The following is a 19,160-nucleotide window of genomic DNA, read 5'->3' as shown; positions in this document are numbered from 1 at the left end:
ATGCGCATGCTGCATACCATGTTACGTGTAGGCAATTTAGAACAATCGCTCAAGTTCTATACTGAAGTACTTGGCATGACTTTGCTTCGTAAACGTGATTACGAAGAGGGCCGTTTTACCCTGGCTTTTGTCGGTTATGGCGATGAAGAAAATCACACCGTACTTGAATTGACGCATAACTGGGATACAGACAGCTATGAGCTGGGCAATGCCTATGGTCATATCGCGATTGCAGTCGATGATGCTTATAAGGCGTGTGAAGAGATCAAGGCACGTGGTGGTAATGTCGTGCGTGAAGCTGGTCCAATGAAAGGCGGTGTGACTGTCATTGCATTTGTAGAAGACCCAGATGGCTATAAAATCGAGCTGATCCAGCAAGATCAGGATGCACGTAATAACTAAGTGGGATGTAGCGTGATAGATGAAATGTATTCACGTATAGATGAAAATATTACATCAACCTGAGTGCATAGCATGGGCCCGGCATCTGTTAAGATAGCCGGGCATTTTTTTATCGAACAATAAAACTTTAAGGGAAGAACAGCAGATGCTTAAATTGTTGGCATTGGACCGCTTTACGATATTGCTATTTGTCATGGTGCTGTTGGCCAGTGTAGTGCCTGTCTCCGGACAGGCCGCTGAAGTTTTTGGCTGGATCACGACAGGCGCGATTGCCATTCTATTTTTCCTGCACGGTGCCAAGCTGTCCCGCGAAGCGGTGGTGGAGGGGATCATGCACTGGAAATTACATACTTTGGTCTTTGCACTGACTTTTGCCTTGTTTCCTATTCTAGGTTTGCTGGCCAAGCCGATTTTATTGCCAATGCTCGGGCAGGAGCTGTACTGGGGCTTCCTATTTATGTGCTTCCTGCCATCTACCGTTCAGTCTTCGATTGCTTTTACTTCCGTCGCACATGGGAATGTGGCCGGTGCTGTCTGTAGTGCATCATTTTCTAATATTATCGGCATGTTTATCACCCCGGTATTGGTGGCATTTTTTATTTTAGGTCAATCTGAGCACGGGTTTGACCCAACCGCTTCGATTATCCAGATTACGCTGTTGTTATTGGTACCTTTTATCTTGGGGCAAATTTTACGTCCCTGGATTTATCCAAAAATGATGAAAATGCCAAAAATCGTCAAGGTCTTCGATCAAGGCTCAATTTTATTGGTGGTCTATGGTGCTTTTAGTAGCGCCGTAGTAGCGGGACTTTGGAATGAAGTCAGTCTCAGTACATTATTGCTGTTATTGCTAGCCTGTTCGGTGCTTTTGACCCTGGTGATGCTGTTGTCGCTGTATATCCCACGCTGGCTGGGTTTTAGTCGCGCTGACCAGAAGACGGTATTTTTCTGCGGTTCTAAAAAAACCCTGGCCAGTGGCGTGCCGATGGCACAAATTCTATTTATTGGCCAGCCACTGGGCATGATTGTTTTGCCGATCATGATTTTTCATCAGATTCAATTGATGGTTTGCGGGATTATTGCCAATGTGTGGGCCAAAGAGGCTGAGTCAGAAGCAGAAGAATAATTCGCATATTGAATTTGTTTCACGTATAATAATGCCCACTTGTTGTGCTTAGCTCTGACGGTATCCGTCTCGGTGGGCCAAAAGAATGGTCTGTTGTGGTGTTGATCTGCATGAACTTTGTTCCTGCTTCCTCATTTGAGAGTGATCAATAGCGATGACAGCTAAACCTTCTTGAATCTAATGGAGTAATCGACCATGCGCGCCGATATTCACCCAAAATATGAAACTTTAGTTGCGACTTGTTCATGTGGTAACGTAATCGAAACTCGTTCAGCTGCTGGTAAAGAAACACTTTACCTAGACGTATGTTCAGCTTGCCACCCATTCTACACTGGTAAGCAAAAGAACGTTGACACTGGCGGTCGTATCGACAAGTTCAAACAACGTTTTGCTGGTATGTCACGTTCTGTTAAACGTTAATACCCAAAATGAAAAAACGGGCCTCAAGCCCGTTTTTTTGTGCCTGCCATTTGGAAAATAACCGCATGGCAGGCATATAACTATTTAATGCTCTTGTACATCAATCAGGTGATCGAGTTTTTTCTGGAAATAATCCCCTTGAATAAAGCGGGCATCAACATTCCAGGCATTGGCGAACAGGGTCATATCATTTAATTCGCGGACCAGAATATTCAGCGGTTTGATATCATTATAGCTGGTGATTTTTTCCTGCAGCTGCTCGACTCCAGTCTCGTTATTCAGCATCTGGGTCAAGCTGGAATGCAAGCTGACACCATCTATTTCCAGCTCACGCAGCAAATTCGGACCATACATCGATTGACCAAAATCACGCAGCGCAATCAGCGCGCCATGTTCATGCAGAACACGTAGATATTTCTGCGCATCCTGTTGATTCAGCAGAATATCTTCTTCAGAGAATTGCAGGATCAGCGGATGTCGGACTTTGCTGCGAATAATCGTAATCAGCTTGGAAATAAATTCCGGGAAGCTACGGTCTTTAAAGAGTACCGCACGGTTCAAATTCACGATTAAGGTCGCATCCGGATACTGGGTAATAAAGTTGTGCAACTGTTTACTGGCTTCAACCAGAATCCAGCGATCCAGTTTAATCGACAGCTCATCATCTTCATGCAGTTCAAGGAGTGTAGAAATATCCTGCCATTTATTCTCATAAATGAAGCCGCTGGTCACTTCATAAGTATAAAGGCGGGTATCTTCTTTATCATACAACTGCTGATATTTTAAATGGATTTCACCACGATCCAGACATTCACTCAAAGCTTTCAGGATATGAGGTGTCGCCGCAGGAATAGAGCTGACTGCTGGACTGATCGCCGCAACTGTTGGGCTTTCGATTGGTGTTTCAGCCACACTAAAATCGATCTGCGGCATTTCTAGAGATGGCTGGTTGCTCAGTGAAGCAGGAATATCCAGTACAAATTCAGGTGCTACTTCTGCTTGAGGTAAAGACGTAGAGAAGGCTCGTGCAATCAGTTCATTGCAGTGCGCTTCATCATTTAAACCCTGTTCCAGAACCACATAACCCATGCGTAAATTGAGCGGGAACGAATTTTGTCCCACTGTCACTAATTGTGGCTTGCTGAGTGCATTTAATCCGATCAGTTTGGATTCAAGAATTGCTTTGGAATCTGCCTGGAACAGACCGACAAGGACGTCATATTCCAGCTTGAATAATGGAACATGGGTTTGTTCTTTGAGGAATTCTTTAACAGCTTTGAAATATCCACTAAACGTCGTCCACTCAGACTGTAGAACTTCTGGTTCATAGGAACTTAAAGAGAAAGTTACTATGGCATTTACAGGTGCGGACTGTTTGGTTATTTCACGTTTAAGGAGCTGGAAAGTACTCGGTTTTCCGGCCGGCTTCTCGGTATTGCCTGCTTGAGCCTGAGTATCAATAGTAATTTGTAGTGCATCTTCTTCAGCGCTGGATGGCAAGAATTCCAGTTTTAATGGCTTAGATGCGGCGACACGCGGATTAAGAGAGTGGATTTCAACCCGGCCTAAATCGACCTGGCCTTGAGAAATCTTTTTGAAACGTGTTTTAAAGTCGTTTAGATCAGAAGGTTGTAATAGATCTAGCAGCGGCAGGCCAATAATCTCGTCTTCACTTTGTAAGCCAAACAGTTTCAGATAGTCTGCATTGGCCTGAATATGAATCCCTTCTTGAATGGTTGCGATGGCACGGTTACTATCTTCGACTAAGGATTGTGTCTGACTTTGTGCTGTTTCCAGCTCAGTCATTAAATGTTGCTGAGACTGCGACAAACGGCTAAATGACAATGCTCGAACCAGTCCCACATAAAAGCGTTCCAGGTAGTCAAAATTGAGAATGTCATATACCCCTTTACGGATATATTGCGCATATTGTTCAGCCTGGTAATCATCCGGTTTAAGCAAAATCATCGGCAGATTAGGCTGCTGCGAAAGGCGTACCAGACTTAAGGCCTGTTCATATTTCAGGTCGTAGGCACGTCCAAAAATAATCAGATCCCAGTTGAAATTTAATTGTTTTTCAAAAGATTGTAGATCATCCAGCAGAACAGCATCCACCTGATAATCATGACTGGTCAGCAGATCACGGATTTGGTTATATCTAATTTGATTATCATCAATAATTAGTAAACGTGTTTCAGTACGTTTTAACTTTTTAGACAATAATGGATTTCTCACTTCAATGCTTCCCATAAATCGTGATTTCTGCTTTCATTCATGTGCTGATCGATAAAGTTTTCGATCATCTCTTCTTCCTGATCATTCAATAATTCATAATCAAAACGGATGAAACTCTGCGTAATCAATTGTGCTTTGGTTAGATAGATTTTGAGTTCTTCCTGACCGAGGCGTAAATGAATGGTTTGTTTTTCCCTAAACATCTGTGAACCAGAGACAATCACACTGGTCGTGACCTGATCCAGTTGCGTCATTTTTACCAGCAGTGCAGGCTGATAATTGACATGATGGCGTTCGGTACGGCTATAAGCCGCGCAAGGGAATAATTCCTGAGCCAGAACTTCCAGACCAATTTCCAGACTCTTGTCGGTCGATTGCTTGATCCAGCGAATCACACCACCACGCCACTGACGCTGTGATTTTTCCTGAACCAGAATAAATTCACCGGTTTTCAGATTGGCAGGGGTAATACCAGTCCATTTAATCCGGTAACCATTGACACTAATATCCAGAACTTCAGCACTATGAATCTGTTTGGTTTCGCGATCGAGGGCCTTGATGCTGCTAAAACCACTTGGAATGGCATTTTCCATTGAGCTGACAAAACTGCTTTCACTCTGGAAATTATAATTGGCCTCAAGTTCCAGGGTCTCGTTAAAGTTTTTACCTTTGGATAGATAAAAATGTGCCACCGTCAAGCCAAAGCAGATATTGATCTGGGCTGAATATTCATAACGTTCGTGACGGCGTTCGATATTATTCGAGAGCAGATTATAGATATGAAAATGTAGTGCAGGGGTCAGGAACAGTTTTTCATTACGCGACAGATACTGGGCATTTTTGCTTTGAGTATGGGTCAAATGTTCCATCAGATTCTGGGTGGAAATATAGAAGCTTGGCTGAAAATTTTCACCCTGATGCGAATTAAAGATCGGGGGGTGATCTTTGCTGGCATCCACCACATAGCGGGACAGTGTGGTTTCTTTCGGTAGAATCTGCACCAGTTTGGCCCAGTCAAAACTGCATAGGTACAGCCCCTGAATTTCTGCAGGGCGAATCTGATGGGTATTAAAAATATCCAGTAAAATTAGTTGAGCATAAGCATGTGCAATATTCTGGATCTCGTGCTGGGTGCCTAAAACCTGATTGATATTGCTTTGGTAGAAATTATTTTCGATTGCACATTCAAGCAGTTGATGTGCAGCCAACCATTGCCCCATATCCGGTGTGCTGTATAACATATGCTGTTGATATAACAGCAGGCTGAGCTGTTGCAAAGCATAATAAATCGACACCATACGCGCGGTTTGAATGCTTTTCTTTTTACCCAGAGAAAACAGGGAAAATTTTTGATGGGTCAGTTGATGATTACAGCGTTTGACGATATCAATATAAATTTTGGCAAAATGGCTACGCAGCAGCATGGCCAGTTCAATGATTTGATCGTTACGATCCGAAGTAATCAGCCCCTGATTGACAAAATGCTTTTCCAGACTGGTCAGAACATTTTCAAGGGTCGGATGCAAGACCTGAATCAGGTCAAAGCGCAGGGTTTCTGTGCATTTCAGCTCAGAAATTTCTAATAAGGCATTAAACAGGGATTTGGATGAATTTCCCAGTTGCAAAATTGAAATACCGGAAACCCACTCTTGCAAAGCTTTGGCAGTCGTCGGGCAAAAGCTCAGCTGATCCCGTGTGAGTTCCGTCGGTGTCTGAAAAATGTCGGACGTATGCTTGCTCATCTTTATTATTTAACTCAAAAATGTTGAAACCCCAAAAAGCGGTGTCTTATTGTTCTCGCCCGCTATTTCTCGAACCAGTTTAGGAACCAAATACCCCGGAAGGTTCGCTAAAACTTCAGTATAAATCTCATAAATGTCATCAGGTGGTAAATCAAAATGATGTGCACCTTTTACTTTATCAAGTACATGTAAATAATACGGCATCACCCCGGCATCAAACAAGCGATAGCTTAAATCTGTCAAAACCTGAGCAGAATCATTCACACCTTTTAATAAAACTGTCTGATTCAGCACAGTAATCTGTTGTTGAACCAACTGGTTCAAACGCTTGCAGGTGAAGTCATCCAGCTCCGATGCATGGTTGGAGTGTACCACCAGAATAATACGTAGCCTACTGTTTTTTAACATGCTAAGTAGCTCTTCGTCCACCCGGTTAGGGATCACAATGGGAACTCGTGAATGTATTCTTAAAAATTTGAGCTGTGGTAGAGATTCTAGCCGCTCGATCCAGAGTTGCAATTTCCGGTTGGATAAGGTCAGTGGATCACCACCGCTCAGAATCACTTCATTAATATCAGGCTGGCTTTCCAGATATTGCTTGATATTGATCCAGTCTTCATTTTTAGGCAGGTTGTCCTGATAAGGAAAATGCCGGCGGAAACAGTAACGACAATGCACGGCACAGGCACCGGTCAGCGTCAGCAAGAAACGTGATTTATATTTATGTAATACGCCGGGCTGCTGATTGGCCTGCTCTTCGCCCAAGGGATCGGTAACAAATCCCGGATGATCTTCCAGCTCCAGATGATGCGGCAGGACTTGTAACAGTAGCGGGTCTAAAGGATTGCCTGACTGTATTTTGCCGACAAAAGCACGTGGCACGCGTAATTTGAACTGTTCACTGGCCAAAATGGCACCTGAGAGCAGCTGCGCCGGTGCGAGTTGCAGCAGTTCAAGCAGTTCGTGCGGATCAGTAATCAGGTCGCTAAGCTGTGATTGCCAGTTTTGTTCTTGATATAAATAATTCGTCATGCTGGAAGATTAACAGTAGAAGTGGGAGGGCAAGGCCAGAGGGTTGCAGTTTAACAGTTTGTCGAGAACCAGAATAATCTGCTGTGCGATAAAATTTGTCGTCATGACTATATGTCAAAAATGATGACAGCCGGATGGCATTTTAGCGTCCAGCAAGACATGAATAAACAAAGGATTTTCATGCCTGATGCTAACTTAGGCAGTGTGAAGGGCTGAAAGCGGAATTTTTCATTGCGGCGAGCGCCATTGCTCATTTAGAATACGTAACATTAAATGAATGTGCATGTGGCAACTTAATGTTCGTGTCAGACTTGCTAAATGACATTGCAACAGCCCTTAGCATCGATAGATTAAAGTTAGTAAGTTTGGAGTGCGCCAGTCATGGCCTATTATTCTACGAATGATTTCAAATCAGGCCTTAAGGTTATGCTTGATGGTAACCCATGTTCAATCATGGAAAACGAATACGTAAAACCAGGTAAAGGCCAAGCCTTCAACCGCGTAAAATTACGTAACCTTAAATCAGGTAAAGTTCTGGAAAAAACTTTCAAATCAGGCGAGAACCTAGAAGCGGCTGATATCGTTGAAGTAGAAATGGAATACTTGTACAACGATGGCGAAATGTGGAACTTTATGGATCCTGTATCGTTTGAACAGATCGCAGCTGATAAAACAGCGATGAGCGATGCTGCAAAATGGTTAAAAGACGATTCAAATGAAAAATGTACCATTATGCTGTTCAATGGCGTGCCGTTAAACGTGACTCCACCGAACTTCGTGGTACTTAAAATCGTTGAAACTGATCCAGGCGTTCGTGGTGATACTTCTGGCGGTGGCGGTAAGCCGGCGAAACTTGAAACAGGTGCTGTGGTACGTGTTCCATTATTCGTACAGCAAGAAGAAAGCGTTCGTGTAGATACCCGTACTGGTGACTATTTAGAACGTGCATAATGGTTTGAAAATAGACTATTATCGAGAGGGATGATTTAAATCATCCCTTTTTTTATGCCAAAGTCTTAGAGGAAAAGCAAAAGAACAGGCGTAAAGTCGCAAGGGAAAACAGCAGTACCTCGAACAACAACAATCACGCTGATTTGTATGCATCACAATATGAGGGATTGAATGGAAACTTTACAAAAGAAGTCGACGCTGACTTCGAAAATGATTTGGCTTTTGGTAGCCATTGTGGGTGCAGTCTCTTTTGGAGTTCTGGCACTGAGTCGGGGTGAGCATGTTAATGCAGTCTGGCTGGTACTTGCCGCGGCCTGTGTCTATAGCATTGCTTACCGTTTCTATAGCCTGTTTATCGCCACCAAAGTATTTGAGCTGAATGAACGCCGTTTAACCCCTGCGCATCGTCTGGCCGATGGTCTGGACTATGTGCCGACCAATAAAAGCGTTCTGTTTGGCCATCACTTTGCAGCGATTGCCGGTGCAGGTCCTTTAGTCGGTCCGATCCTGGCAGCACAAATGGGCTATTTACCCGGGACGATCTGGCTACTGGTCGGTGTGGTACTGGCAGGTGCGGTACAAGACTTCTTGGTGCTGTTTATTTCCACCCGTCGTGACGGTCGTTCACTGGGGGAAATGGCAAAACAGGAACTGGGTACTTTTGCCGGTATTATCGTGATGCTCGGTGCCTTGGGCGTGATGATTATCATTCTGGCGGTATTGGCACTGGTGGTGGTGAAAGCGCTGACCAACAGCCCATGGGGTGTATTCAGTATTGCAGCCACCATTCCGATTGCGATCTTTATGGGCATTTACATGCGTTTTATCCGTCCGGGTAAAATTGCTGAAGTCTCGATTATCGGTTTTGTGTTGATGATGCTAGGTATTATCTACGGTGAAAACATCGCACAACATCCATATTGGGGTCCATTCTTCACGCTTTCTGGCACTGAGCTGACCTGGGCATTGATCATTTATGGCTTTATTGCTTCGGTATTGCCAGTCTGGCTATTGCTTGCCCCACGTGATTATCTGTCAACCTTCCTGAAAATTGGCGTGATTGCAGGTTTGGCCGTGGGTATCCTGTTTGCCATGCCTGAAATGAAACTGCCAGCGATTACCAAATTCGTTGATGGTACTGGTCCTGTATTCGCAGGTTCTATGTTCCCATTCCTGTTTATTACCATTGCTTGTGGTGCGATTTCCGGTTTCCATGCCTTGGTATCTTCGGGGACCACACCGAAACTGGTCAACAATGAACGTGATATCCGCATGATCGGTTACGGCGGTATGTTGATGGAATCTTTTGTGGCGATCATGGCTCTGATCTGTGCTGCAATTCTGGATCCAGGAATTTACTTTGCCATTAACTCACCAGCCGCGTTACTCGGTACTACAGCCGAAAGTGCAGCAGAAGCAGTACGAACCCTTGGTTTTGTGGTAACGCCTGAAGCCTTGACCTTGCTGGCACAAGAAGTCGGTGAAAACTCGATTTTGTCACGTACAGGTGGTGCGCCTACTTTTGCAATTGGTATGGCACATATCATTACGGAAATTTTCAATAGCCGTGAAATGATGGCGTTCTGGTATCACTTTGCGATTCTGTTTGAAGCATTATTCATTCTGACTGCTGTTGATGCTGGTACACGTGCCTGTCGTTTCATGGTTCAGGATACCGTGGGTATCGTGATTCCTGCGGTGAAACAGTCGCATAATTTCTTCGGAAACCTGTTGGGTACTGCGGTTGCAGTGGCAGGCTGGGGCTTCTTCGTCTATCAGGGCGTCGTCGATCCACTCGGTGGGATTAACAGCTTATGGCCGCTGTTTGGTATTGGTAACCAGATTTTGGCTGCGATGGCGCTGATTCTTGGTACTGTCATTCTGTTCAAGATGAAAAAACAGAAATATGTCTGGGTCACCATTATTCCGACAGTGTTCCTGTTCATCACTTCAATGACTGCCGGCTGGCAGAAGATTTTCCACGAAAATCCAAAGATTGGTTTCCTTGCACAAGCTGACCGTTTCAATACGGCCATTGCTAATAATGAAATCTTAGCGCCAGCAAAAACCGTGGCAGAAATGCAGACGGTGGCCATGTCAAACCAGATCAATGCTGCGCTCTGTGCTTTCTTCATGATTGTAGCCTTTGTCATGTTGTTTGCTGCAATTCGCGTGATCCGTCGTGCATTGGCAAATCCTGAGCCATCGGTGCATGAAGCAGAAGCGATTTATCGCGATCCTGAAGAGATTCAGCCAGCGAAAGGTCATTAAGGGGAATATTATGAATCTGAAATTTGCCAAAAGCGGGAAAACGATGATTTATAAAATCATCAAGATGACTGTGATGTCACAAAAGGATTTAATCCTGAATCCGAAAAACTGGTCGCGGATTGCGACCTTGTGGCAACGTTTGCAGCAAAGTTTCCGCTTGATGGTCGGTGTACCTGATTACCAGACCTATGTGGAGCATATGCGTAAGCATCATCCCGATCTGGAAGCCATGGACCCGAAAACATTTTATCGCCACTGTGTGGATTCCCGTTATCCATCTGCGGGCGGTGATATGAAGAAATGTCCGTGTTAATCATTGAGTAAAACAAGCGCCTTTCGGGGCGCTTTTTTATGCCTAAATATCGGTCTTAAAAATGGCCGAGCGAATGACCTCTCATTTCATTCACTCAGTTGTTTCAGAATGTTCTTGATTCAAATCCAGGATAAAAATAAATCTGCATACCTTTTAAGTATGGTGTTTTAACTATCATAAATAAAATGTATACGAGGTATTAATACTCGCACTCGAAGAAAAAATGATTTCTTCTTGAACCGGTTTTTTTGCCTGTTTTCTATGTTGCCATTTTCTCCGTACTTGATAAAACCCACCTATTTTTATTTGAATTTTCGCCATTTTGTCGCGGGTATTCTCATTCAGTTACACAGATAGAGAATTGATCTTTTGGGAAAATTAAAATTTCAGTGTATGTTAATCCTAGACCATGTTTTATTAGGAAAATTAGTGTGATCTGGGGCATGAAACAAAAGGAAAATAACGATACTGCACATCTCAATACTGTGCTTGAACAAAAGATTGCAAGTTATGCGCCCAAGGTCCAGCATTTTTTTGAAGAGGTCAATGCCATCGTACTGGACAAGCAGGCCCAGACCAAGTTGGCGCTGTGCTGTCTGATTGCAGGTGGTCATGTTCTATTTGAGGATTTACCGGGTCTGGGGAAAACCACATTGGCGAGTAGTCTGGCACATCTGGCAGGGTTGAAGTTCCAGCGGATACAGTTTACCAATGACATGCTGGCCAGCGATGTCATCGGCATTAACATGTTTAACCAGAAAGAGCATCAGTTCGAGTTTAAACAGGGCCCTATTTTTACCCAGATTTTACTGGCAGATGAAATTAACCGTTGTAGCCCCAAAACCCAGAGTGCCTTACTTGAAGCCATGGAAGAGGGCTATGCCACCATCGATGGCGTACGCTATGCCTTGCCAAAACCGTTCTGGGTGATTGCCACACAGAACCCGCTGTTTCAAAGCGGCACTTATGCCTTGCCGGAATCGCAGCTGGATCGTTTTCTGATGCGTTTGTCTTTGGGTTATCCATCGCGTCATGCCGAGAAGCTGTTATTACAGCAGGAATCCCGTTTTGCCCTGATTGCCAGTCTGGCGCATATTTTTACTGAAGATGAAATTCTGGATCTGCAAAGTCTGGCGCATCAGGTCTTTATGAGTGAAGCGATTCAGGAATATCTGCTGGATCTGGCGGAAGAAACCCGCAAGAACCGTCATGGCCTGTCCACCCGTGGTTTATTGGCACTCAAGCGTGCAGCACAAGCGCATGCGCTGATTCAGCAACGTGCCTTTGTCACAGCGGATGACGTACAGGCCGTATTTGTGGCGGTGACTTCACATCGTCTGGGTTTGAGTGAAGCTGAAACTTTGAATGTCATGCAACAGGTTGCGGTCAGCTAAAGGAGTCCTCTCTTGGATAAAACCTGGCAAGAATGGCTGGCCAAACGCTTTCAATTTTCACAGCAGAAACAGCTCTCGCAGAAAGACGTCTTGGTATTTATTTATCAGCAGGGCTATCTGTATCTGGTGTTGATCTTGATCACCTTTGTGGCAGGGGTGAATTATGCCAACAATCTGATTTTAGGTTTCTGCTTTTTAATCAGTGCTGTGCTGTGTATCAGTTTTTATCTGACGTTTAAGCAGCTGCATGGCTTGAAGATTGAATTAATCGCGGATGAAGTGGGGCAGGTCGGACACAGTCTGAATCTGCAAATGTATTTTCAGCAGCAGCAAGTTCGACCACATTATTTGTATATTAAAGCTGGAAATCAGCTACACAAAGTTTATCTGAATGCACAGAAGCAGCAGTTTATCCTGCCATTTTATGCAGAGCAACGCGGTAAATTTGATTATCCCGTCATTCAAATATATTCGGTTTATCCTTTTGGATTGGTTCGGGCCTGGACTTATCTTTATCATCAGCATACTGCCTGGGTTGCGCCCAAAGCAGAAGTTTTTAGCGCAGAAAATAGATACCATCTGAACCGCTTTGAACCAGATATGGATGAATTTCGCGAACTGCGAAATTACCAGACTGGCGATTCCTTGCAGTCGGTATCCTGGAAGCAGTTTGCCCGAGGACAGGGCTTATATGTCAAGGTTTTTGAGCAGTATCAGGATGAACACAGTATCGAGATTCATTATGAACATATGCCGACGCAATCACATGAAGAAAAACTTGAATTTATGATGGGACTGATCGAGCAATGCGAGCAACAACAATGTGCTTATGCACTGCATTTGCCCCAAGCCGAATTGCCACAGGGTGCAGGTGAAGCGCAACTGCGTAAAGCCAAACAGTTATTGGCACAGGCCTAAGGCAGATAAAGCAATGATCAATGCAAAAATCCATACTTCGATTGTACTGACCTTGAGCCTGATTCTCATCGCCCAAATGGCATTTATTCCGGTTTTACTCAGCATTATTTTCGCCATCAGTATTCTGTGTATCTGGATTTATCTGAAACGTCAGCAGCCATTTCCTAAAATTGGCACCTTCTTGCTCACAGTTTTGGCACTGGGCAGTATTTATTTAAGTTATCAGAGCTTTATTGGTGTTGAAGCTGGAGTGGCAGTTTTATCGACATTTTTATTTGCCAAATCACTGGAAAGTAAAAACAGGCGTGACTTAATTATTTTGTTTAATTTTGCCCTGTTTGTCGCTGCCAGTTCATTCCTATATAGCCAATCTTTTGGGATGGCGATCGTGATTGTGCTGTGTTTAATCAGCTGTCTGATTGGCTTGTACCGGATTCAGACCAGCGAGTTTGAACAGGAGCAGATCACTCAGCGTGCAGCGTTGCAACAGGATGTCAAACATGTGGGCAAGTTTATCCTGTACGCCGTTCCATTTTTTATCTTGCTGTTTATTTTCTTCCCGCGTTTGCCACCACTTTGGCATATTCCCATCCCAGAAAATAAAGGTGTGACCGGTATTAGCGACAGCATGTCGCCCGGTGATATTGCTGAATTATCGCAGTCTAGTGCATTGGCTTTCCGGATTATCGGTGATGTCAGTAAACTCCCACCGCGTTCAGAGCTGTATTGGCGCGCCTTGGTACTGGATGAATATGATGGTCAACGCTGGACCAGCAGCTTCGTCAATCAGCAACCTTTAATGCGACAGCCCATGGATAGCTCGCCAGTGCCGGTTGGATGGAACTATCAATATCTGGCTGCGGATCCTTCGGTGTTCTGGATCATGGGGCTGGAAAAATCGATACCTGTAGAGCGCCGTTATTATAACCGTCAGGACTGGAGTATTGTACCGCGACGACTCACGCAACGCGTTGAACCGATTCCGCTGCAGTGGATTGGGACACAATATGATCCTCAGGCTGTAGGTCAATATCTCGCGCGAATCAATAGCCAGGTACAGCGCAGATTCGACCCTCGAGCGCAGCAGCTGGCACAACGCCTATATACGCAAAGTGCTGAAGATCCACGCCGTTATGTGCAGAACGTTCTGAACTGGTATCAGCAGAATAACTTTGTTTATACCCTGAAACCGGGCCAGTTGGGACAAAACCGGATTGATGAATTTCTATTTAATTCGCGGCAAGGGTTTTGTGAGCATTATGCATCGAGTTTCGTCATGCTGATGCGTTATGTCGGGATTCCTGCACGTGTGGTGACTGGTTATCAGGGTGGAGAACTGGCACCGGATCGTAAGAGTTGGGAGGTCCGGCAACTGGATGCTCATGCCTGGACAGAAGTCTGGTTAGATCAGAAATGGCAGCGCTTTGATCCGACTGCCATGATTGCGCCACAACGTATAGATGGCGGAATGCAAAACCTGATGTCTCAAGATGAAAGAGTTTGGTCAAATAATTCGACCTGGACATCGCAGAATAATCAGTGGATGACCAAGATGCGGGTCTGGAGCGATTATGCCAGCTACCAGTGGCAAAGCAAGGTGGTGGGTTATAATGCAGAATCGCAACAGAACTGGCTATCAAAATTAGGTCTGAGTTCGGCTTATTCGAGTATTATCGTTTTGCTCGGCAGTATTGCACTACTGATTCTAGCCTATGGACTCAGAATTTATCTAAAAGCCCGACAGGCTCAATCCCCATTTGATCGTGCTATCCAACAGTTGAATCAATCTTTAGCTGACGATCTCAAAAAACAGCCTGCTGAAACTTTTCATCACTGGATGCAGCGTTTATCCCAACAGGTTAAGGTCGAAAATCAGTCTGCATTTATAGAGGCAATCCGGATTTTTGAAAAATATCTTTATTCAGGAGCAGAACTTACTGATCAAGAATTGAAAAAATTCAGGTATTTGCTTAAAACTTGTGCTGATAGTTTAAAAATCAAATGAAAAGACTTGTCTTCAGTCAGAAAAATTTATAATATGCCATGCATTCTAGGTGTATAGCTCAGTTGGTTAGAGCGCTACGTTGACATCGTAGAGGTCTCCAGTTCGAGTCTGGATATACCTACCAAGATTCAAAAAAGCCCATTCAAAGAATGGGCTTTTTTATGACTTAATTTTAATGTAATAAATTTAATTGTTTCATAAAGTCCAGCCTGCACTCAAAAATACAAAAAATAGCAGGACTAAACTCTTAAAGCATATAAGGATTATGTCTGGTATTTTTTAGGTCATTTTAAAATCAAGATAAAATATATTTTATAAAAAATCTTTATTTAAACCTGACATATTTTAACTGAACTATTTAAAGTATCTAGTGTTCTGTATTCCGATCTAAAAAAATTTAAAGCATACTCCAAGGATGTTCATCTGGCTTCATTTTAACTCAGGATGCATAAGTGAAATATTCATTTATACAACAGGCTTTCACTGGCCCCGTGGATATCGTTGGGGATATTCATGGCGAGATTGCAGCACTGGAACAACTGATTCATGTATTGGGTTATGACCGGCACGGTCGTCATCCTGAACAGCGTAAACTGATTTTTGTTGGTGATCTGTGTGATCGGGGGCAGGATAGTGTCGCGGTGATCAAGCGGGTCAAACAGCTAGTAGATGAAGGCTATGCACAATGTGTCATTGGCAATCATGAATTGAACCTGTTGACCGATACTTTTCGGGAAGGCAATGGCTGGTTTTTTGGTTCACCGCATCAGGATGATCTGAAACCTTTTGATTCCATACAGGCTTCAGCCACAGACCATAAGTGGATTCTGGATTTTTTAAATCGCTTGCCGGTGGCGCTCGAGTCTGAGCAGCTGCGTGTGGTACATGCCTGCTGGCATCAGCAATCCATTGATCGATTACGTGATTCTCATTTCAATTCGCTCAGAGAAGCCTATGCTAAATTCGTTGAGCATACAGCGCTGGATTTGCAAGCCTTAGGTATTAATGAATTAATACAGAATGAACAGCAACAATACCAACACCAGTTCAAAGACCCAGCTGCAACTTTACCTTTATTGCAACACCTCGCAGAAAAAGAGCTGCGTGAGCAGATGCATAATCCAATTCGGGTCATCACTTCAGGTGCAGAACAGATCGCGGTGCAACCCATTTACGCCGGTGGCCGATGGCGTATGATCGATCGGTTGCCATGGTGGGACAGTTATACCGATCAAATTCCAGTGATTACCGGACATTATTGGCGGAATTTTAAACCCACTGAAGAAAAAACCGGTTTACTCAAATCGATCGATGCACTGCAATGGTATGGACAACAGCAAAACGTATTTTGTGTAGACTATTCAGTGGGCAAACGCTATCTCGATCGTCAGCAGGGCGTCGCGTTCAGACATCGACTTGGCGCTTTAAGATTTCCAGACAATATTCTGATCTTTGAAGATGGCACCCATTACCTGGTTCAAGGGACTTAATCAGATAGAGTCTTCAGAAATTTTTCCCGGCAATTTGTTGGGATGAAAAAGCAGCCATTCAGGCTGCTATTTTTAGAAGATTGCAAGTTTATTCTGCTTCGATAATTTCATAATCATGGGTAATTTCAACGCCGCCATCCGAAAGCATTTTGCTGGCAGAGCAATACTTTTCTGCAGAAAGTTCTACGGCTTTTGCCACCTGTTTCTCTTTAATGGCTTTGCCTGTCACGACAAAATGTAAGTGAATTTTCGTGAAAACTGCCGGAATTGTATCCGCACGTTCAGCCTTTAACTCACAACGTACATCGCTAATATCCTGACGGGCTTTCTTCAAAATGGTCACAATATCAAAAGATGCACAGCCACCCAGACCGGTTAAAAGCAGTTCCATTGGACGGGGACCACGGTTTTCACCACCATATTCCGCTGAACCATCCATAATGATGGTGTGACCACTTTGAGTTTTTGCTTCAAAAGCAACATTCTCTAACCAATGAACGCTTGTTTGCATTGCAACTACCTAAAAAAAGCTATAAATTTGTCAAGTAACTGTACACTAACATAAATTGGGTTGATACGGAATTTCAATCCCACTGTGTGACAAGTTCACATTAGGTCTTGTGCGATCTATACATTATCCATATTCGGAACCGTAAGCATGACTTCAAACTTTTCACAATTGAGCACAGATGCGCTTTCTCCGGGGCAATTACCAGAATCCGTGAAAGCACTGTTAAAACGTGCATATATTAATCGTTATCCAAAACGTACTACGATCATTGATGCAGGATCAGAATCTAAATCTTTGTATTTGATTTTGAAGGGGTCTGTATCCATCATTCTTCGTGAAGATGATGATCGTGAGATTGTCGTGGCATATTTAAATCCAGGTGACTTTTTTGGGGAAATGGGTTTATTTGAGGTAAATCCACAACGTACTGCAGAAGTTCGTACACGTGATGTGTGTGAAATTGCTGAAATCACCTATGAAAATTTTCATGAAATCAGCAAGCAATATCCTGATCTGAGCTATGCGGTATTTGCTCAGCTGGTACGCCGTCTGAAAAATACCACACGTAAAGTGACTGATCTGGCATTCATTGATGTTTCAGGCCGTATTGCACGTTGCCTGATCGACTTGTCTTCTCAGCCTGAGGCGATGATTTTACCAAATGGCCGTCAGATTCGTATTACCCGTCAGGAAATTGGCCGTATTGTCGGTTGTTCCCGCGAAATGGTCGGCCGTGTACTGAAGACACTTGAAGAACAGGGGATGATTGAAACCGATGGTAAAGCCATTCTGATTTTCGATGTTTCTCTGGAGGAGCCAGAAACGGTCAGTGCCGGTGAGCTCGAAGACGAATAAGTCAAAAATAAAAAAAGCAAATCAGAAGATTTGCTTTTTTTATCCCTACTTTAAAAGCACAAATTCATTTGAACATAACAATTTGGCACAAGCTTTTTAGAAAAGATAATTTAAGTCCCCTTATCATTCCGATAGGCTATAGCGCATGTGATCGCAATAAACGACCGATAAATTTTAAGGATATTTTTTTATGCAGTTCAGACCATTGGCAGATACAGGCATTCTTTTGCCGGAAATTTGTTTGGGCACCATGACATTTGGTGAGCAAAACACACAGGAAGAGGCTTTTCAGCAACTGGATTATGCTTTGGATCAGGGAATGTATTTCTGGGATACTGCGGAAATGTATCCGGTTCCGCCGAAACCTGAAACCCAGGGTGCAACCGAGCGTATGATTGGTAACTGGATTGCCTCTCGCGGTGGCCGTGACCAACTTTTTCTGGCCTCAAAAATTGCCGGTCCTTCACAAGGCGGCAGTCATATCCGGGATGGCAGAACCCGTTTCGTTGCAGATGAAATTGCATCAGCGATTGACCAGTCCTTGGCACGTCTGCAAACCGATTATATCGATTTATATCAGCTGCACTGGCCGCAACGTCCAACCAATTTCTTTGGCAAGCTGGGCTATGGTAATGCAGAAGCGGCAGAAGATCGTGCAGTAACAGATCTGGAAGAAACCTTAACCGCTTTACATCAAGAGATTCAAAAAGGCCGCATTCGTTATATCGGCCTGTCCAATGAAACCCCATGGGGCACCATGAAATTTTTACATCTGGCTGAAAAACTTGGTTTATCTAAGTTTGTCAGTGTGCAAAATCCCTATAGCTTATTGAATCGTACTTATGAAATGGGCATGTCAGAAATTGCCAAATACGAAGGTGTAGGCCTGTTGGCTTATTCACCTTTGGCATTCGGTTATCTGACCGGTAAATTCCGCCATGGTGCGCGTCCTGCCAATGCTCGGGTTACTTTATATTCGCGCTTTAGCCGCTATAGCAATCCGGAAAGTGAATGGGCGACCGAACAATATGCACAACTGGCCGAGCAGCATGGTCTGACTTTGACGCAATTGGCTTTGGCCTTTATCAAACAGCAGTTCTTTGTAACCAGTACTATTATTGGGGCCACCAATCTGGATCAGTTAAAAGAAAATATTCAGGCCTTTGAAATCGATTTATCTGAAGACGTACTGAAAGGTATTGAAGCGATTCACTGTCAGCAGCCAAATCCGGCTCCATAATTTTTATCGTTATTTAGACGCACCCTTGATTGAGGGTGTTTTTTTATTGTTGATTACACGCTTATTTTAATGAAAAAGAGTATGGGAAAGGATCGTCAAATCCGCATAATTAAAACATCATCCATAAAAGATGCTCTTATAAAAATGAATCATGAAACTACTTTGTCCCAAACAAAAGTATGAGCGAAAGCCATACGGAAGTTGCTGAACTAATTTTTCTTTATCAGTGATAAGGCCATTAATCACCTCGAGTAT

At 43.8% G+C, this 19,160-nt stretch carries 16 protein-coding genes and 1 tRNA gene; 13 read left to right on the top strand and 4 right to left on the bottom strand.

Annotated features, from left to right (window positions below; all coding sequences use genetic code 11):
• The 3 genes from gloA (at window position 1) to rpmE (ending at window position 1,948) form a co-directional block, all read left to right on the top strand.
• On the top strand, window positions 1-402 hold the full coding sequence (gene gloA, locus FTV30_RS00505; protein WP_005096493.1) for a lactoylglutathione lyase: 402 nt from the start codon (window positions 1-3) through the stop codon (window positions 400-402).
• A gap of 145 nt (window positions 403-547) precedes the next feature.
• Window positions 548-1,528 carry a bile acid:sodium symporter family protein gene (locus tag FTV30_RS00500; protein ID WP_005171651.1) on the top strand — a complete coding sequence of 327 codons (981 nt, stop codon included), beginning with the start codon at window positions 548-550 and terminating at the stop codon, window positions 1,526-1,528.
• A 195-nt stretch (window positions 1,529-1,723) separates the two neighbouring features.
• Window positions 1,724-1,948, top strand: a complete 225-nt coding sequence (gene rpmE, locus FTV30_RS00495; RefSeq protein ID WP_005096496.1) for a 50S ribosomal protein L31 — start codon at window positions 1,724-1,726, stop codon at window positions 1,946-1,948.
• 84 nt (window positions 1,949-2,032) lie between these two features.
• Here rpmE and FTV30_RS00490 read toward each other — a convergent pair whose 3' ends face one another.
• Genes FTV30_RS00490 through epmB form a run of 3 tightly spaced genes read right to left on the bottom strand, consistent with a single transcriptional unit; the run spans window position 2,033 to window position 6,957 of the window.
• On the bottom strand, window positions 2,033-4,198 hold the full coding sequence (locus tag FTV30_RS00490) for an EAL domain-containing protein (protein ID WP_180000812.1): 2,166 nt from the start codon (window positions 4,196-4,198) through the stop codon (window positions 2,033-2,035).
• Window positions 4,180-5,925, bottom strand: coding sequence for a GTPase (locus FTV30_RS00485; protein ID WP_180000811.1), 1,746 nt, complete (start codon window positions 5,923-5,925; stop codon window positions 4,180-4,182). The genes FTV30_RS00490 and FTV30_RS00485 overlap by 19 nt, the downstream gene beginning before the upstream one ends.
• Window positions 5,926-5,934: 9 nt before the next feature.
• Window positions 5,935-6,957: an EF-P beta-lysylation protein EpmB gene (epmB, locus tag FTV30_RS00480; RefSeq protein WP_074382988.1), complete on the bottom strand. Its 1,023-nt coding sequence runs from the start codon at window positions 6,955-6,957 to the stop codon at window positions 5,935-5,937.
• Between the two features lie 381 nt (window positions 6,958-7,338).
• On the opposite strand from epmB, the gene efp reads away from it, so the two are divergent.
• The 8 genes from efp (at window position 7,339) to FTV30_RS00440 (ending at window position 16,299) form a co-directional block, all read left to right on the top strand.
• The gene (gene efp / locus FTV30_RS00475) at window positions 7,339-7,908 is read left to right on the top strand and encodes an elongation factor P (protein ID WP_005171644.1); all 570 of its coding nucleotides are present in this window, start codon (window positions 7,339-7,341) and stop codon (window positions 7,906-7,908) included.
• A 171-nt stretch (window positions 7,909-8,079) separates the two neighbouring features.
• The gene (locus tag FTV30_RS00470; RefSeq protein ID WP_004730055.1) at window positions 8,080-10,179 is read left to right on the top strand and encodes a carbon starvation CstA family protein; all 2,100 of its coding nucleotides are present in this window, start codon (window positions 8,080-8,082) and stop codon (window positions 10,177-10,179) included.
• Window positions 10,180-10,186: 7 nt separating this feature from the next.
• Complete coding sequence (locus tag FTV30_RS00465; RefSeq protein WP_171054308.1) at window positions 10,187-10,492, top strand: YbdD/YjiX family protein; 306 nt, start codon at window positions 10,187-10,189, stop codon at window positions 10,490-10,492.
• Between the two features lie 431 nt (window positions 10,493-10,923).
• Window positions 10,924-11,886, top strand: a complete 963-nt coding sequence (locus FTV30_RS00460) for an AAA family ATPase (RefSeq protein WP_180000810.1) — start codon at window positions 10,924-10,926, stop codon at window positions 11,884-11,886.
• 12 nt (window positions 11,887-11,898) lie between these two features.
• Window positions 11,899-12,804: a DUF58 domain-containing protein gene (locus FTV30_RS00455; protein ID WP_005171639.1), complete on the top strand. Its 906-nt coding sequence runs from the start codon at window positions 11,899-11,901 to the stop codon at window positions 12,802-12,804.
• 13 nt (window positions 12,805-12,817) lie between these two features.
• Entirely contained in the window at window positions 12,818-14,809 is a 1,992-nt protein-coding gene (locus tag FTV30_RS00450; protein ID WP_180000809.1) for a DUF3488 and transglutaminase-like domain-containing protein, read from the top strand.
• Window positions 14,810-14,856: 47 nt separating this feature from the next.
• Window positions 14,857-14,933 (top strand) — tRNA-Val (locus FTV30_RS00445).
• Between the two features lie 328 nt (window positions 14,934-15,261).
• Entirely contained in the window at window positions 15,262-16,299 is a 1,038-nt protein-coding gene (locus FTV30_RS00440) for a metallophosphoesterase (protein WP_180000808.1), read from the top strand.
• A gap of 88 nt (window positions 16,300-16,387) precedes the next feature.
• Here the strand turns inward: FTV30_RS00440 and FTV30_RS00435 are convergent, their stop codons facing one another.
• Entirely contained in the window at window positions 16,388-16,810 is a 423-nt protein-coding gene (locus tag FTV30_RS00435) for an OsmC family protein (RefSeq protein ID WP_005171632.1), read from the bottom strand.
• Window positions 16,811-16,957: 147 nt separating this feature from the next.
• Between FTV30_RS00435 and crp the strand changes: the two genes are divergently transcribed.
• On the top strand, window positions 16,958-17,665 hold the full coding sequence (gene crp / locus FTV30_RS00430; protein ID WP_005171629.1) for a cAMP-activated global transcriptional regulator CRP: 708 nt from the start codon (window positions 16,958-16,960) through the stop codon (window positions 17,663-17,665).
• Between the two features lie 190 nt (window positions 17,666-17,855).
• Entirely contained in the window at window positions 17,856-18,905 is a 1,050-nt protein-coding gene (locus tag FTV30_RS00425) for an NADP(H)-dependent aldo-keto reductase (protein ID WP_100355096.1), read from the top strand.
• Window positions 18,906-19,160 lie beyond the last annotated feature (255 nt).

Source organism: Acinetobacter sp. YH12255 (assembly GCF_013417355.1).
Taxonomy (GTDB): domain Bacteria; phylum Pseudomonadota; class Gammaproteobacteria; order Pseudomonadales; family Moraxellaceae; genus Acinetobacter; species Acinetobacter pseudolwoffii.
This window is presented reverse-complemented; position numbering and strand designations above follow the sequence as displayed.

What these genes read in the sequence shown, in the direction of transcription:
- gloA (WP_005096493.1), top strand. Translation starts at nt 1, where the DNA reads ATGCGCATGCTGCATACCATGTTACGTGTAGGCAATTTAGAACAATCG.
- FTV30_RS00500 (WP_005171651.1), top strand. Translation starts at nt 548, where the DNA reads ATGCTTAAATTGTTGGCATTGGACCGCTTTACGATATTGCTATTTGTC.
- rpmE (WP_005096496.1), top strand. Translation starts at nt 1,724, where the DNA reads ATGCGCGCCGATATTCACCCAAAATATGAAACTTTAGTTGCGACTTGT.
- FTV30_RS00490 (WP_180000812.1), bottom strand. Translation starts at nt 4,198, where the DNA reads ATGGGAAGCATTGAAGTGAGAAATCCATTATTGTCTAAAAAGTTAAAA.
- FTV30_RS00485 (WP_180000811.1), bottom strand. Translation starts at nt 5,925, where the DNA reads ATGAGCAAGCATACGTCCGACATTTTTCAGACACCGACGGAACTCACA.
- epmB (WP_074382988.1), bottom strand. Translation starts at nt 6,957, where the DNA reads ATGACGAATTATTTATATCAAGAACAAAACTGGCAATCACAGCTTAGC.
- efp (WP_005171644.1), top strand. Translation starts at nt 7,339, where the DNA reads ATGGCCTATTATTCTACGAATGATTTCAAATCAGGCCTTAAGGTTATG.
- FTV30_RS00470 (WP_004730055.1), top strand. Translation starts at nt 8,080, where the DNA reads ATGGAAACTTTACAAAAGAAGTCGACGCTGACTTCGAAAATGATTTGG.
- FTV30_RS00450 (WP_180000809.1), top strand. Translation starts at nt 12,818, where the DNA reads ATGATCAATGCAAAAATCCATACTTCGATTGTACTGACCTTGAGCCTG.
- FTV30_RS00435 (WP_005171632.1), bottom strand. Translation starts at nt 16,810, where the DNA reads ATGCAAACAAGCGTTCATTGGTTAGAGAATGTTGCTTTTGAAGCAAAA.
- crp (WP_005171629.1), top strand. Translation starts at nt 16,958, where the DNA reads ATGACTTCAAACTTTTCACAATTGAGCACAGATGCGCTTTCTCCGGGG.
- FTV30_RS00425 (WP_100355096.1), top strand. Translation starts at nt 17,856, where the DNA reads ATGCAGTTCAGACCATTGGCAGATACAGGCATTCTTTTGCCGGAAATT.